Source organism: Streptantibioticus ferralitis (genome assembly GCF_029223525.1).
GTDB lineage: Bacteria > Actinomycetota > Actinomycetes > Streptomycetales > Streptomycetaceae > Streptantibioticus_A > Streptantibioticus_A ferralitis.
Genome location: NZ_JARHTQ010000006.1, coordinates 28,921 through 43,859 on the forward strand (window position 1 = coordinate 28,921; position 14,939 = coordinate 43,859).

Genomic DNA, 14,939 nt, shown 5'->3' on the forward strand with positions numbered 1-14,939 from the left:
TGCTGGTGCGATCGCGTGCATCGCACGGCTTCCCTGCGCCGGGACGGCGAGCGACCACCGTCACATCAGCCCGCCCGCGACCGTCGAGGATCCGGCTGCCCGGCCGGGCTCAGGCCCGCTGTTCGGTGGGGCGGCGGAACATCCGGGTCGCGGTGATCTCGCCGTGCACCGGCTCGCTGTCCGGATCCTGCTGCGGCAGGCCGGGCCGCAAGTGCTCCTCGACGCTGATGTACTTCAGCCCCGCGCGCAGGTCCGCGTCATTGCGCAGCCGTACCACCAACGGGAATTCGGCGAGCGCGGTGGTGTCGAACAGGCCGGTGGTGTAGATCAGCTGCACGCCGAGCGCGTCCGCCACCGCCCGCTGCAGCTCCAGCAGATAGGTGGCGTTGGCCCGCCCGATCGGGTTGTCCAGAAACAGCGTGCCCGCATGCCGCTGCCGGTCGCGTCCACTGTCGTTGCTGCGCAACGCCGCCATGGTGCAGTACAGCGCGATCGCCGCGGTCAGCAGCTGGCCGCCGGAGAACACATCGCCCATCTGCCCGACCGGTACCCGCTCCGCGCGCAGCACCGCGTCCGGCTTGAGGATCTCCACCGCGATCCCGCGCGGCTCCAGCGCCGCCTGCACTCCGCGCAGCAGCAGGCTCATACCGTCCCGCCGCAGATCGGAGTTCTTCCGCACGGCCGCGCGGGTGGCCTCGTCGATCACCTCGCCGAGCCGCTCGGCCAGATGCGCGTGATCAGGGTCGTCGAACCGGATCCGCAGGAACTCCTGGCCCGACCACTCCCCCAACCCCTCCGGCAGCCGGGAGAGCCGCTGGGCGGACCGCAGGGTGGCCAGCGCGGCCTCGACCAGGCCGCGCAGCCGGTCCACGATGCTGTCCCGGTTGCGTTCCAACTGCTCCAGTTCATCGGTGAGCACCCGCAGCCGGGGCGCGAAGGCGGCGGCCCAGGCGGCTGCGTGCTCGGGCAGCGCGGCCGCCGGAAGCTCCCGGATCTGCTGGCGCGCCGGGGTACGCACCTGCTCGTACCGGGTCGCGTTGGCGTGCCGTACCAACTGGTCGCAGGCCTCCCGCAGATGCGACTCGGCCGCTGACAGGTCGGCCGCACAGCCGCGCAGCGCCCGGCGGGTCTCGGCCGCCGCCTGCCGGGCCTCCTCCAGGGCGCCGGGGTACGGCTCCGGCGCGTCGTCGGCGCCGGTGTCCTGGGCGTTGTCCCGGAGCAGGTCGCGCAGCAGGGCGGCCAGCTCGTCGAAACCGCCCGCCGCGTCCTCGGCGGCGCGATGCGCCCCCTGCAGCTCGGTGTGGCGCTCCCCGGCCGCCGCCAACGCCTCGGTGCGCCCGGCGAGTTCGCTGGTCACGGTGCGCAGCAGGGCCTGCGCCCGCTCGGCGCCGTCGGGCACCAGGTCCTCCGGCAGTTCGGTGTGCGACTCGCCGTCGACCGGTGCGAGCCGTTCGGCCTCGCCGCGCAGCCTGCCCAGCTGCTCGCTCGCGGCACCGGCCCGGGTCTCGATGCGCTGGACCAGCGACTCGGCGCGGGCCGCGGCCGCCTGCCGGGACGGGCCGTCGGCGCCGTCGGTGCCTTCGAGCAACTGGGCGGCGCGGGTGCGGACCTTGTTGGTGAGCCGGTCCAACTCGGCCAGCGCGGCGCTCTCGTCGCTTTCGGCACGTGCCTGCTCGGCCCGCAGGTCGGCGCCGACGCCCACCTTCTCGTACACCTGCGACGCGGCGCGGTACGCCTCGCGCAGCGCGGGCAGTGCGGCGTGCGGCGGTTCGCCGTCGCCGCCGTCCTGGTCGGGCGCGCCCGCGATCTCGGCGCGCTCGGCGCGCAGCGCCCGCACGGTCCGGCGGGCGTCGTCGGCGGCCCGCTGGGCGGCGCGTCGGTCCTCGTCGCCGGAGCGCGCACGGGACAGACAGGACTCGGCGCGCTCCTCCGCCTCGGCGGCCTCCTCGGCGAGTTCGCGCATCCTGCGCTGCCAGGCGGCGCGCTCCCGCAGCCGGAACGCCAGCCCGGCGAGCGCGTCGGCGCGGCGCCGGGCACGCTGCGCCGCCTCCTGACGCTCGTCACGTACCCGGGAGGCCTCGGCGGACACCTCATCGGCCTCGGCGCGCCGGACCCGGGCCTCGGCCAGCTCCTGCTGGGCGGCGGTGGCCGCGCCGCGCGCGCTGTCGACGGCGGCGGCGAGTTCGGCGAGCCGTCCCTGCGGGCAGGAGGCACGCCACGAGGCGAGCCGGGCAGCGAGTTCGCGGTCGTGGCCCAAGCGGGCGGCGAGCGCCCTGATCTCCTCATCGCGGGCGGCGGCACGGGCGCGCAGCGCATGCCGCTCGCCGTCGGCGGCCTGCTCGTCGTGCATGGCCGGGTTCGGCGGTACCAGGAAGAGGTCATCGGCCTGCCGGGCGGCCGGAGTTGGCGCGAGCAGCGCGGCGGCGGTGCCCACCGCCACCGTCGAGCGCGGCAGCAGCGCGGCTTCCACCAGGATCTCGCGGGCCCGCTGATAGGCGCCGGGATCGGTCACCACGACGCCGTCGACCAGCTCGGGCCGCGCGGACAGCACGGCCGCGTGGTCGGCCGGATCGACGGCCTGCGCCAGATAGCGCCAGCCGGGCAGCGCGGGCACACCGTGCTCGCCGAGGTACTCCACCGTCGCCAGCACGTCGGGCCCGGGCGGCAGCAGCCCACCATCGCCCAGCGCGGCCAGGATCCGTGAGTCGTCCGCGGCCGACGTCCGCAGCTCGAACAACTGCCGCTCAGCGGCGGCGACGCTTCCGGCGAGCAGTTCGCGCAGCGTCCCGGCGTTGCGGTCCAGCTCCTCGACGCTCAGCGCCTGGACGGCCGCGCAGTGTTGGGCGGTGTCGTCCGGCGTGCCGGTGCGCGGGCCCGGAATGCTGCCGGTCCCGGCTTCCGCCGATGGCAGGCCGAGCAGTTCGGCGAGGCGGTCCTGCGCCGCCAGCGCGGCCGCCGTGCGCTGCTCGCCCGCGTACCCGGACTCGGCCGCCTCCAGGGCGTCCGTGCTCCGGGCCGCCGTGAGTTCGGCGCGGGCCTCGTCCGCGGCCGCCTCACGGGCACGCTCGACTGCGGTACGGGCGGCGTCCCGTGCCGTCTCCCATGCGGCGACCGCGGTTTTCTCCGCGTCGCTGGCCTCCAGGGCGGCGCGCGCCGGGTCGGCGTCCGGGGCCGCGTTGTCCAGCCACCCGGCGCGTACCGCCTCGGCGGTCTCCTGCTCGACCTCGGCCAGCCGCTGCTGAAGATGGCCGATCTCACTGCGGGCGCGCTGCGCGGCGGTGGCGGCGGCGGTGGCGTCCCGGTGCGCGCTGTCGGATTCCGCCTGCAGCGCGACCGAGCGCTCCTCCTCTTCGTCCGCCTGCCGCTCGGCCCGGTCGGCGGCCGCCCGCAGCGCCCGTACCAGGTCGGTGGCGGCCTTGGCGCGGGCCGCGAGCGCGGGCGCCGCGTCGCGTTCGGCCTCACGGATGGCGGCGGCCACCCGTGCCGAACGGTCGGCGGCGGCCCGGTGCCGCAGCACCGTCTCGGCCGCCTGCCACGCGGCGTGCAGAGTACGGGCGTCGGCCAGCTCACGGCGCAGCCCCGCGGCGTCCTTCTCGGCGGCGGACAGGCTCAACGAGGCGTGCCGGTAGGCGAGTTCGGCGCTGATCAGTGCGGTACGGGCGCGGGCGGCCTCGGCGTCGGTCACCGCGCGGGCGGCGTCGCCGACCTGGCGGTCGAGCTCGGCGGCCCGGCCGCGCTCCCCGGCGGCGCGGGCGGACAGCCGCCTGGCCAGCTCCCGGGTGCGGCGTTCGCTCTGGCTGTGCACGCCGCGCGCCCGGTCGCGCTGCTCGGTGCCCTCCACGATCCGTTCGAGGTGGTCCAGGGATCCGGCGGTGAAGTCCCGTTCCGCGGTCAGCTCGGCGCGGCGGCCCAGCTTGTTGGCGAAGCCGTGTACCAGGTCGGCGAGACCGTCGGTGTCCCGGGTGTCGGTGACGGCGCGCAGCAGCAGGTCGGTGAAGTCGGAGTCCTTCTTCACCGCGAACAGCCCGGCGGCCTCGCCCTCGTCGGCGTTCATCTCCCGCTGGTAGCGGAACAGTTCGGGATCCAGACCGAGGTCGCCGAGGTGCTCGTTCCAGCGGTCGTGGATCTCCTCCCACACCACGTCGAGGTGCGGGTAGGCCTTCCCGGCCTCGGTGAGCGCGTCGCGGAACCCCTTCATGGTGCGGCGGCGGCCGCGCGCCCCGGAGACGCCTTCGGCGGGCGGGCGTACCGTCGCCGCCTCGGCGACCGGCAGTGAGTCAAGGCTGAGGCCGGGTCCCGGCCGGAACGAGTACCAGGCCTCGGCGAACTTCCGCGGGTCGGAGGAGACCTGGCGCCCGCGCCATTCGCTGACCTTGCCCACGACGACGAGTTCACCGGTGATGGTGTGCTGCCATTCCAGCGCGACATGTCCGCAGTCGTCGGCGAGCAGGAACTTGCGCAGCACACCGGAGCTGGCGCCGCCGAGGGTGTTGCGGTGGCCGGGCAGCATGACCGAGAAGATCAGCTTGAGCAGTACGGACTTGCCGCCGCCGTTCTCCAGGAACAGCACGCCCGCGGGGGCGGGTCGGCGCGGCGGTCCGGTGGGCTCGTCCTCGAAGAACTGGCCCTGCGCGGGCGCGGGCTGCGGGACCGGGTCGCCGACGCCCCGCAGGTCCAGCACGGTGTCGGCATAGCGCGCACCGGCCGGTCCGATGGAGTAGAGGCGGACCCGGGACAGCTCGTACATGGAAGGACTCTCGTTGCGGTTGTTCGGCAGTATCGGACGGGGTCCGGGGCGGTCCCCGGAAGAGGTGTCTTACGAGCCGTGGAACGGCAGACCGGCCTCGGCGACCAGGTCGAGTTCTTCGCCCCCGACCGGCGGCAGCAGGCTCGCCGAGCCGTCGCCGACCGGGACCACGCCGAGGTCGAGCAGTTCGGCCATGGCGGCGCTGCCCGCCAGATCGCGCACCTGCAACTGGTAGCGGGCGGTGGTGCGGTAGGTGCCGCCCGCCTCGTCACCGGTGCGCTGCAGGAAGCCGGAGTCGACCAGGAAGGCGACCGCCTTGCCGACGATGCCGGTGGTCGAACCGGCCAGCCTGCGGGCGTCCTTGGTCGCACCGGTCGCGCTGCGCCGGGCATAGACCCGCCACGCCGCCTCCAGCCCGGGCGCGTCGCTGGCCGGGTCGCTGTTCTCGCCCTGTTCCTCGGCGCGTTCCTCCAGGCGGCGGCAGGCCTGGCGGACGAAGGCGTCGACACCGTTGACCGTGATCCGGCCGATGTAGCCGTCATCGGCCAGGTCGGCCGGGCGGGGGAAGGCCATGGCGGCGACCGCGAGGTGTGCCAGGCCGTGCAGGAAGCGGTCGCTGGAGTCGGAGGCGGCGCGCCGTGAGTAGTCGCCCATGCGGACCGCGAAGACCGAGTCCTCGGCGGCGGCCACCGCCATCCCGGCCCGCGGTGAGACCTCCAGCACCACCAGCCCGAGTCCGGCGGCCACCGCGTCGGCGAGCCGGGCGAACGCCGGATCATCCCGGTGCCGCCGGATCAGCTCCGCGTATTCGGCGTCCCGGGCGGGCAGCAGTTTGGGCTGCAGCCCGCAGGCGACCAGCCGGGCGGCGTCGGCGGCGTCGGCCGGGGTGACAGCCGCCGGGCGGTCGGCTTCGGGTTCCTGCGCGGGCGCCAGGGTCTCGCCGTCGTCCATCACTCGCGGTGCCCTTCGTTCTTTCCTGCGGTGTTCTCCACCGTCCGTTCCTGTGCCATGCCCGCCGCGTCCAGCAGTGCCGCGCCGACGATCAGATCCGCGCCGCCGAACTCCGGATCGTCCAGCTGCGCGCCGTCGTCCACGGCGAACAGCAGCCGCTGCTCGCCCTGCCGGTAAGCGGTGCCCACCGGCGGGCTGGCCGCGTGCACCGCCAACAAGGCGACCAGGTAGGGCAGTTCCGGATCACCGCGACGGGCCTCGGCGAGCAGGCCGGAGAGTCTGCGCGGTGCGTCATGCGGCAGATCGAGCAGTTCCAGCGCGGCCTCCAACTGCGCTTCGCTGAACCGACTGTCCTCCGGCGTGGCGACCAGGTCCGGCTCGGGCATCTCCGCGCCGAGGTGCTCACGCTCCAGCGGCGGGGTGAGCAGCGCCTCCACGAGGTCGCCGACCCGTACCGCGGGCGGGGTTCGCAGTCCGGCGCCGCGGGCGAAGAACGCGTCCGTGACCCGGCTGGCCCGCTCCACGGCCAGCGGCAGCACCGGCGCCAGCAACTGCCCGTACAGATCGAGTCCGGCCCGGGCGGCCGGTGTGGCGAAGGCCTGGCGGTCCTGTTCGGCACGGAACAGCGGACCGGCCTCCAGCAGCCGGGACTGCAACTGGGTGTGGCGGCGGATGCAGTCCTTGACGATGTCCACGAGTTCGGCGGCGCGCCGTTTGTGCTCCGGGTCGGTGGCTTCGTCGCGGGCCTTGCGGATGTTGGTGAGGATCGCGTTCTCGTGCCGGTAGCGGTCGGCCACGTGGTCCAGCGCCTCGTTGATCATGTCGGGCACCGCGCGCAGCCAGTCCACCGCGCGCACATCCCGCCGGGTCGCCTCCAGGGCGCGGCGCAGCGTCTCGGCGTACTGCACCGTGCGGTAGCGGGCCTGCTCCGCGGCGAGTTGCGCGTCGGCCAGCCGCCCCCGGTTGATCAGCACCTCCAGCTTCACCTCGGCCGCGATCTGGGCGCTGGTGACGTCGGTGTCGAGGGCGCCCACCAGCACGTTGACCGCTTCGTCGGTGGTGCGCAGATAGACGCTGCCGCCAGGGCCGGGCACCTCTTCGACGAGTTTGAAGTCGTAGTCGCGGCGCACATAGGCGCCGTCGGTGCCGAACGTGCCGTAAACGGCACGGAAACCCCGGTCGACGCTGCCGACGTTGATCAGGTTCTCCAGCACCCAGCGGGCGACCCGTTCGTGCTCCTCGGCGGGGCGCCGCGGGGCCTGGGCGGCGACCCGCGGTTGCAGCCTGGCGACTATCTGGTCGTGATCGGCGCCGGTGTCGAAGTCCATGGTGAGCGTGACCAGGTCGATGGCGGCGAGCGCCACCTCGGCCATGGCGTACGTCGAGTACTCGCCCGCCAGATTCGCCTTGCGTACGTCCAGGTCGTGCAGCGGAGCGGTGCAGGCCAGCGCCTTGAGCCGACGGGCGAGGCCTTCGTCGGCGGCGGGTCCCGGCGCGACGGAGCGCGGGACGCCGGTGTTCTGGTGCGGCACGGTTTCCGCAGTGGACGCAGTCACGATGGACAGATTAGGTGGTCGCACCGACAACGTTCGAAACGGCACGGATGCGGCGGTCTGTCCACACCCCACCGTGCCCGGTCAGTGCGTGGCGCCGCCCGCCATCACGATGTCCTCGACACGGGAGACGGCGGAACCCACCACGGCCCGTAGCCCTTCGGCTGCCAGCGTAACCGACAGCGAGGGCACAGCCCGGTCGAGGACCTGTTCCGTTGTGTACGGAATGTGGACGAACCCCCCGCGCAGTGAAGGCCGTTCGGTGGCGATGAGGTGCATCAGCCCGTAGAAGACGTGATTGCAGACAAATGTCCCGGCTGTCTGTGAGACGGAGGCGGGCACCCCCGCCGCACGGGCGGCCGCGACGCACGCCTTGACCGGCAGTGCGGCGAAGTACGCCACCGGCCCGCCCTCGATGACCGGTGTGTCGACGGGTTGGCGCCCGGCGTTGTCGGGGGTGCGGGCGTCGTCCACGTTGACGGCCACGCGCTCGACGGTCAGATCGGCCCGGCCGCCCGCCTGGCCGACGCACACCACGATGTCGGGGTCGGCCCTTTCCACCGCCGCCCGCAACGCGTCCAGCGCCGCGCCGAAGACGCACGGCAGCCGCACCGCCTCCACGGCGCAGCCGTCCGGCGGCGCGGCCGCCACGGCCGAAACCGCCTGCCAGGACGGGTTGACGCGCTCGCCCTCGAACGGGTCGAAGCCGGTGAGGAGTACCCGGGTCATGACGCTCCTCGGGTCAAACGCTCCTTGGGCCATCAGAACGCGAAGACCGAGATGATGACGATGTTGCACGCCAACAGTGCGACAGCGGTGGGGACCTGGGCCTTGATCGGCCCGTACTGGTCCTTCAGCTCCAGCAGCGTGGCGGGCACGATGTTGTAGTTCGCGGCCATGGGGGTGCACAGCGTGCCGCAGAAGCCCGCGAGCATTCCGGCGGCCAGCACGACCGCGGGCCTGCCGTGCGCCTGCTCGACCAGCACCGGCCAGCCGACGGCCGCGGTCAGCACCGGGAACGCGGCGAAGCCGTTGCCCATGATGACGGTGAACACGGCCATGCCGACGCAGTAGACGATGACCGCGGTGTAGGTCTGCCCGTGCGGCAGTACGTGCTGGGTGAGCTTGCCCACGGCGTTGCCGACTCCGGCGGCCTGGAAGATCGAGCCGAGCGTGGCCAGCAACTGCGGCAGCAGCATGACGTAGCCCATGGTCTCCAGCAGACCGCGCCCCGCGTGCAGCGGGGTGGTGGGCCGCCGCTCGCGCAGTACGAGCATGGCGACGACCAGCGCCGCGACGGTCCCGATGCCCAGTCCGAGGATGGTCTCACTGCCCGTCTGCAGGACCGGCGTTCGCCCGATGTGCCACTTCTTGACCAGTACGGCACACACCATCGCCACCACGGGGATGGTCAGCGCCGGAACGAACAGCCGGTTGCCGAGCCGGGCGGCCGAGGCCGCGCGCTGCTCCGCCGCGGTGGTCCGTGTCTCGCCGCGTCCGGTGCGGCCGAATCCGGCGAGGCAGACCATGGCCAGCACGGCGACACCGAGCGGTTCCGCGGGTGCGGTCTTGTTCACCACCCAGGTGCTGTAGATGAACGCGGCGCCGACCAGACCCCAGAAAGCCGCCGTACCAAAGCGCTTGGGGTTGCTGCGGTCCATGGCCATCTGTCCGGCCATGGCCAGGAAGACGGCGCCCACCAGCCAGTAGAACCATTCCGCCCGGATCATGTGGCGGCCTCCTCGGCGTCCTCGCGCGGCAACGTGCCACCGGCCGCCGCCAGTTCGCGCTCCAGCGTGCGGTCCAGGTACAGCAGCCGGGCGCCGTGGATCAGACAGGCGCAGGCCGCGGTCGGGATCGCCCAGAGGGCCAGGTCCAGCGGCTCCAGGTGCGTCTTGTACGTGGTGTTGACGAATCCGGTGATCAGCAGGATCGAGCCCACCGCGAGGAAGCAGTCCTCACCGAAGAACAGCCCGACGTTGTCGGCGCTGGCGGCGAAGGAACGTATCTTCTCGCGCGCCCGCTCGGGCAGCGCCCCGTACCGCCGCTCCGCGGCTCCCTCCGCCATGGGCGCGACCATCGGCCGTACCGCCTGCGCGGCGCCGCCGAGGGTGGTCAGGCCGACGGCGGCGGTGAGTTGGCGGAGGAGCAGATAGATCGCCAGGAAGCGCCCGGTGGTCAGTGAGGCGAACCGGGTGATGAGCGCGCCCGCCTGCTCCCGCAGTCCGTACCGCTCCAGCAGGCCGATCACCGGCAGGGTGATCACGAAGATCGTCACCGAGCGGCTGGCCGCGAAGCCGGTACCGAAGTCGGCCAGGACCGTCTGCGGGCTGAGGCCGCCGAACAGGCCGGTGACGATGCCCGCCACACCAACGACGAGTAGGGGGTTGCGTTTCGTGGCGAATCCGACGATCACCACGAGCACGCCGAGCAGAGCGAGCATGCGTCCGCCTTCCGTGCTCCGTTCCCGCCGGGCGGCGGGATGTAGCGAGGAGGCTAGGTTGTTGTTGAACAATTCCACAAGAGTCATGCACGATATGAACCGCTGTGATTCCGCCGCCCATGGGCGGCATCGGCGGCGAGCACTGTTGACTGAGGGCTCCGCGGCATACCTCGCAAAAGGTGCAGCAACTCGCCGCAAAACACCGTGGAAGGGACACCATGGACAGCACATCCCCTGATCTGCTCGGGGAGTTCGCCGCCGACCGGCTGCTCCTCGGCCGGTCCAGTACCGTGCAAAAGGTCGCCGATGTGCTGCGCGGCCGGATCGCGGCGGGTGCGCTGCGCTCCGGCACCCGGCTGTCCGAGGAGGCGCTCGGCGGTGCGCTCGGGGTCTCCCGCAACACCCTGCGCGAGGCCTTCCGGGTCCTGGCCCATGAGCGCCTGGTGGTCCACGAGATGAACCGCGGCGTCTTCGTCCGCAGCCTCGGCCCCGCCGACGTCGCCGACATCTACGTCACCCGCCGCGCCCTGGAGACCGCAGGTCTACGGGCCGCGACCGGATCCAGCCGACTGGCGGCCGTCTCGGAGGCCGTGGCGGCAGGCGAGTCGGCCGCACGGGACGGCGACTGGGCCGCGGTGGCCGACGCCGACCTGCGGTTCCACCGCGCGATCGGCGGCCTCACCGGCAGCGAACGGATCGACGCCTACCTGGCGGGCCTGCTCGCCGAACTGCGGCTGGCGTTCGCCGTGATGGCCGATCCACGCGCACTCCATGAACCCTTCCTGCGCCGCAACCGGGAGATCGCCGAACTGCTCGTCGACGGCCGGACCGGCCGAGCCGAGGCGGAACTGATCCGCTACCTCGACGACGCACAGGCGCTGATCGTGGCGCGCATGCGACAGCATCAGGAGACCGAATGACCACCCCCGTCATCGATCTCAACGCCGACCTGGGCGAGGGCTTCGGACGCTGGCCGCTGACCGACGACGAGGCGCTGCTGTCCACCGTCACCAGCGCCAACATCGCCTGCGGCTACCACGCGGGCGATCCGGCCACCATGCGCCGGGTGTGCGCGATCGCCGCCGAGCGCGGGGTGCGGATCGGAGCCCAGGTCTCCTACCGCGATCTGGCCGGCTTCGGGCGGCGTGCCATGGATGTCCCACCGGATGAGCTGGCCGCCGAAGTCGCCTACCAGATCGGCGCGTTGGACGTCTTCGCCCGCGCCGCCGGGGCCCGCGTGGCGTACGTCAAACCGCACGGCGCGCTCTACAACCGCACGGTGACCGACGAGGAGCAGGCCGCCGCCGTGGTCGAGGGCGTCATGCTCGCGGGCAGGCTCCCGGTGCTGGGGCTGCCCGGCTCCCGACTGCTGGCCGCGGCGCGGCGGGCCGGGCTGGACGCCGTCCCCGAGGCCTTCGCCGACCGCGCGTACACCGGGCTCGGCACGCTGGTCCCACGCCGTGAGCCGGGCGCCGTCCTGCTGGACCCCGAGACCGTCATCGAGCGTTCGCTGCGCATCGCCCGCGACGGATCGGTGCGGTCGGTCAGCGGCGAGCCGGTCGCGGTCCGGGCGCGCTCGCTGTGCCTGCACGGCGACACACCGGGGGCTGCCGCGCTGGCGGACCGGGTCAGAGGCGAACTGCTGGCAGCAGGCGTCGAGTTGGGACCCTTCGCATGAGCGCGCCGCGCCCGCTGCTGGTCGGTGCGCATGCCCTGCTCGTCGAACTCGCCACCGAGGAGGCGACCGAGGCGTTCCACGCCGAGGTGCTGCGCCGCCGGGCGGCTGGAGAGCTACCGCCGGTCCGCGAGATCGTCCCCGGCGCGCGAACCGTTCTGCTGGACGGGCTGGACGATCCGCGCGCCCTCGCCGAGGAGTTGACGCACGCGGCGATCCCGCCGCTGCCGCCGCGCGACGGCACGGTGGTGGAGATCCCGGTCCGCTACGACGGGCCCGATCTGGCCGAGGTCGCCGCCCTGTGGCGGGTGTCGCCCGACGCCCTGCCGCAGGTGCTCGACACCGTCGCGTTCCGGGTCGCCTTCACCGGATTCGCCCCCGGTTTCGGGTACTTGAGCGGCCTGCCCGCCCGGTACCACACGCCTCGCCGGGCCACCCCCCGTACCAGCGTCCCGGCCGGATCCGTCGGACTGGCCGGACGGTACGCGGGCGTCTATCCGCGCTCCTCCCCCGGCGGCTGGCAGATCATCGGCTCCACCGACGCCGCACTGTGGGACCCGGCCCGGGAACCCGCCGCCCTGCTCACCCCCGGCGTCCAGGTGCGTCTGACCCGAGTGCCGTCATGACCGGGCGGTATCTGGACGTGGTGCGTGCCGGGGCGCTGACCACCGTGCAGGACCTGGGGCGGCCCGGACACGCTCATCTCGGAGTGGCCCGCGCGGGCGCCCTCGACGGCCCCGCGCACCGGACCGCCAACCGGCTGGTCGGCAATCCGGCGGACGCCGCGACACTGGAGACCACCGTCAACGGCTGTGCGGTACGGGCCGGTTGCCCGCTGGTCGCGGCGGTCACCGGCGCGCCCTGTCCGGTGTGGGTCGACGGCCGCCCGACGGGCTGGGGGGCGCCGGTGTACGTACCCCCGGGAGCGGTACTCGAACTCGGCCGGGTCACCGCCGGGGTGCGCGCCTATCTGGCGATCGCCGGTGGCGTGGCGAGTGCGCCGGTGCTCGGCAGCCGGTCCGCCGATCTGCTCTCCGGCCTCGGCCCGGCTCCACTGCGGGACGGCGACCGGCTGCCGGTCGGCGCCCGGTACGGCGATCCGGCAGCGGTGGACACCGTGCCCATGCCGGGACCGCCAACGGAACTCGTGGTTCCGGTGATCCCCGGACCACGCACGGACTGGTTCGCCCCGGACGCCCTGCGCACCCTCGCGGCAGGCGCGTACACCGTGAGCCCGGCGAGCAACCGGATCGGCCTGCGCACCGACGGGCCCGCGCTCCCGCGCGCCAGGGGCGGCGAACTCCCCAGCGAGGGAATGGTGTTGGGCGCGATACAGGTACCACCGGACGGCTGCCCGGTGATCTTCCTCGCCGACCATCCGACGACCGGCGGCTACCCGGTCATCGGTGTGGTCCCCGAGGCCAGCCTGGCCTCGGCGGCGCAGGCGGCGCCGGGGATGCCGGTGCGATTCGTTCCGCTGGGCAGCGAGGGTGCCGCCGCCGGGAACTGGTGCCGCGCCTGCGACAGTGCGGCCACCGCCGCGACCGCGGATCGGTGCGCCGTCTCCTCCAGCGCGGCGCAGGAGCCCGCGGCCCGGTGACGGCACTCCGCCGCCGCGAGCCGCAGCAGATCGGGCAGCAGATCAGAACACCGGTCCACCACCCAGCCGGTGCCGCGGGTCGCCATCCACCAGGCGCTCGCCGCCCGGCTCGGCGGCGGACCGTCCGGGGTGGTACGCGGCGGCTCGCCAACCGCCAGCCCGCGCGCGGCGAGCAGCGCATGGAACTCGTACGCCAGCAGACGGTGCCCCACCTCACTGGGGTGCAGCCGGTCAACGCTCCAGGAGGCGCGGTCGGCGGCCCACGGATGGTCCGCGGCGTGCAGATGCACCGCCTCGTACCGCTCCGACAGCACGTGGACGACATGGTTGACCGCCCGCATCCGGCGCCCCAGCGGCCGGGCCAGCGGCCACGGCAGCCCGAGCATCTGCCCCGGGTCGGGCAGGCACGCCGTCAGCAGCGTCACGCCGTCGGCGGACAATCCGCCCAGCGTCGCGTCCAGTCGCGCGGTGACCACGTCGATGTCGAAGGAGCCGCGCAGGGTGTCATTGGCCCCCGCGACCACCGCGGCCACATCCGGCCGGAACGCCCTGGCCTCGGCGAGCTGGCTGGTCCCCACATCGACGGTCAGGGCGCCGCTGCGCGCACAGTTGAGGAACCGGATCCGGTCCGGTGCCTCGGCCATGCCGTCGGCCAGCAGCGCGGCCCAGCCCCGCCAGCCGCCGGGCACCGGATCCCCGAGCCCCTCGGTGAGCGAGTCACCCAGCGCCACGAACCGTACGGCCCCCTCCGGCGCCTCTTGGCTTGCCTTCATATCGCCTTCTCCCGTTCCACCTCGACCGGGACGGCGTCATGCTCGGCGTCGTGCGCGGCCAGGAAGGCCGCCACGGCGGCGGGCCAGCCGAAGCGCTCCGCACGGGCCCGGGCCGCCGCCCTGCGCCGCGCCTCGGGTACCGCCAGCAGTTCGCCGACCGCGTCGGCGAAGGCCGCACCGTCGTCCCGAGCCGCCCGGCCCGCCGACCCGACCACCGCGGGCAGCGCCGAGGACTCGCTGACCACCACCGGCGTACCGCAGGCCAGCGCCTCCAACGCGGCGAGCCCGAAGGTCTCCACGGGACCGGGCGCGAGCACCACGTCCGCGCCGGCCATCAGCCCGTACAGGGTGTCCTTCTGCGCGACATGCCCGAGGAACCGCACCGGAAGCTCCTCCCGGCGGGCCCGCTGTTCGAGTTGACCGCGCAGCGGCCCGTCCCCCGCGATCACCAGCACGGCATGCGTCCCGCGCGCCCGCAGCGCGGCGAGCGCGTCCAGCGCCCGCCCGGGCCGCTTCTCCACCGACAGCCGGACACACATCGCGAGCAGCACCTGCTCGGGCCAGGCGTACTGGGCACGGGTCCGCTCGCCGGCCGCCGCCGGATGGCACGCGTCCAGGTCCACTCCGAGCGGCGCGTGCACCACGTTGCGGGCGCCGATCCGGTCGAACTCGGCGGCCGCCCACGCGGTTGTGCACACCACCCGGGAAAAGGAGTGCGCGGTACGGGAGTTGAGCCGGTCCGCGGCGCCGCGTGCGACCGACTCCGGCAGCCCCCACATGCGCAGCACCCCGTCGGCGCTCTCGTGCGACACCATCACGGCGGGCACCCGCCGCCGCCTGGCCCAGGCACCGGTCCAGCGCAGCGTCGTACGGTCGGAGACCTCAAGGCGGTCCGGGCGCAGCGCGGTCAGCTGGCGTGCCACCGCCCGGCGGTCGACCAGCACCCGGTAGCCGCCGGAGCCCGGGACCACCGGGCCCGGCAGCGTGATCACCCGGCCCTGCTCGGTGCGCTCATCGCGGTACCCCGGGCCCGGCACGATCAGCACCGGTTCATGCCCGGCCGCCAGATATCCGGCACCGAGGTGCCGCAGCGCGGTGCGCAAGCCCCCGGAGACCGGTGTGACGAAGTTGGCCAGGCGGACGATGCGCAGTCCACCGCGCTCGCGCCGGTGGCCCATCGCGGCCTCCCGCTCGCTG

General features: G+C 73.9%; 11 protein-coding genes and 1 pseudogene. 4 read left to right on the forward strand and 8 right to left on the reverse strand.

Annotated elements, in window-relative coordinates:
- Nucleotides 1–109 precede the first annotated feature (109 nt).
- The 6 genes from P2L57_RS11080 to P2L57_RS11105 all read right to left on the reverse strand — a co-directional run bounded on the left by P2L57_RS11080 (nucleotide 110) and on the right by P2L57_RS11105 (nucleotide 9,694).
- Nucleotides 110–4,747 carry a coiled-coil domain-containing protein gene (locus tag P2L57_RS11080; RefSeq protein WP_275812057.1) on the reverse strand — a complete coding sequence of 1,546 codons (4,638 nt, stop codon included), beginning with the start codon at nucleotides 4,745–4,747 and terminating at the stop codon, nucleotides 110–112.
- Between the two features lie 69 nt (nucleotides 4,748–4,816).
- Complete coding sequence (locus tag P2L57_RS11085) at nucleotides 4,817–5,698, reverse strand: hypothetical protein (RefSeq protein ID WP_275812061.1); 882 nt, start codon at nucleotides 5,696–5,698, stop codon at nucleotides 4,817–4,819.
- The gene (locus tag P2L57_RS11090; RefSeq protein ID WP_275812064.1) at nucleotides 5,698–7,254 is read right to left on the reverse strand and encodes a hypothetical protein; all 1,557 of its coding nucleotides are present in this window, start codon (nucleotides 7,252–7,254) and stop codon (nucleotides 5,698–5,700) included. Before P2L57_RS11090 ends, P2L57_RS11085 begins: the two co-directional genes overlap by 1 nt.
- A gap of 81 nt (nucleotides 7,255–7,335) precedes the next feature.
- Nucleotides 7,336–7,980: a pyroglutamyl-peptidase I gene (gene pcp, locus P2L57_RS11095; RefSeq protein WP_275812066.1), complete on the reverse strand. Its 645-nt coding sequence runs from the start codon at nucleotides 7,978–7,980 to the stop codon at nucleotides 7,336–7,338.
- Between the two features lie 32 nt (nucleotides 7,981–8,012).
- A complete protein-coding gene (locus P2L57_RS11100; RefSeq protein WP_275812068.1) occupies nucleotides 8,013–8,981 on the reverse strand; it encodes a DUF979 domain-containing protein in 969 nt (322 codons plus the stop codon).
- Nucleotides 8,978–9,694, reverse strand: coding sequence for a DUF969 domain-containing protein (locus P2L57_RS11105; protein ID WP_275812070.1), 717 nt, complete (start codon nucleotides 9,692–9,694; stop codon nucleotides 8,978–8,980). The genes P2L57_RS11100 and P2L57_RS11105 overlap by 4 nt, the downstream gene beginning before the upstream one ends.
- Before the next feature lie 218 nt (nucleotides 9,695–9,912).
- Here P2L57_RS11105 and P2L57_RS11110 point away from each other — a divergent pair, with 218 nt between their 5' ends.
- From P2L57_RS11110 to P2L57_RS11125, 4 genes are read left to right on the forward strand one after another with little or no spacing between them, the layout of a single operon-like run.
- Nucleotides 9,913–10,614, forward strand: coding sequence for a GntR family transcriptional regulator (locus P2L57_RS11110; protein WP_275812072.1), 702 nt, complete (start codon nucleotides 9,913–9,915; stop codon nucleotides 10,612–10,614).
- Nucleotides 10,611–11,372, forward strand: a complete 762-nt coding sequence (locus P2L57_RS11115; RefSeq protein ID WP_275812075.1) for a LamB/YcsF family protein — start codon at nucleotides 10,611–10,613, stop codon at nucleotides 11,370–11,372. The genes P2L57_RS11110 and P2L57_RS11115 overlap by 4 nt, the downstream gene beginning before the upstream one ends.
- Nucleotides 11,369–11,995: a 5-oxoprolinase subunit B family protein gene (locus P2L57_RS11120; protein WP_275812078.1), complete on the forward strand. Its 627-nt coding sequence runs from the start codon at nucleotides 11,369–11,371 to the stop codon at nucleotides 11,993–11,995. Before P2L57_RS11115 ends, P2L57_RS11120 begins: the two co-directional genes overlap by 4 nt.
- Nucleotides 11,992–12,969, forward strand: a complete 978-nt coding sequence (locus P2L57_RS11125) for a 5-oxoprolinase subunit C family protein (protein WP_275812081.1) — start codon at nucleotides 11,992–11,994, stop codon at nucleotides 12,967–12,969. The genes P2L57_RS11120 and P2L57_RS11125 overlap by 4 nt, the downstream gene beginning before the upstream one ends.
- Here P2L57_RS11125 and P2L57_RS11130 read toward each other — a convergent pair.
- Both P2L57_RS11130 and P2L57_RS11135 read right to left on the reverse strand, forming a co-directional pair.
- Nucleotides 12,864–13,742, reverse strand: a pseudogene (locus P2L57_RS11130) (SGNH/GDSL hydrolase family protein); the annotation flags it as partial. The gene P2L57_RS11125 and the pseudogene P2L57_RS11130 sit on opposite strands and share 106 nt — an antisense overlap.
- Entirely contained in the window at nucleotides 13,739–14,920 is a 1,182-nt protein-coding gene (locus P2L57_RS11135) for a glycosyltransferase (RefSeq protein WP_275812901.1), read from the reverse strand. The pseudogene P2L57_RS11130 and the gene P2L57_RS11135, both read right to left, overlap by 4 nt.
- Between the last annotated feature and the right edge of the window lie 19 nt (nucleotides 14,921–14,939).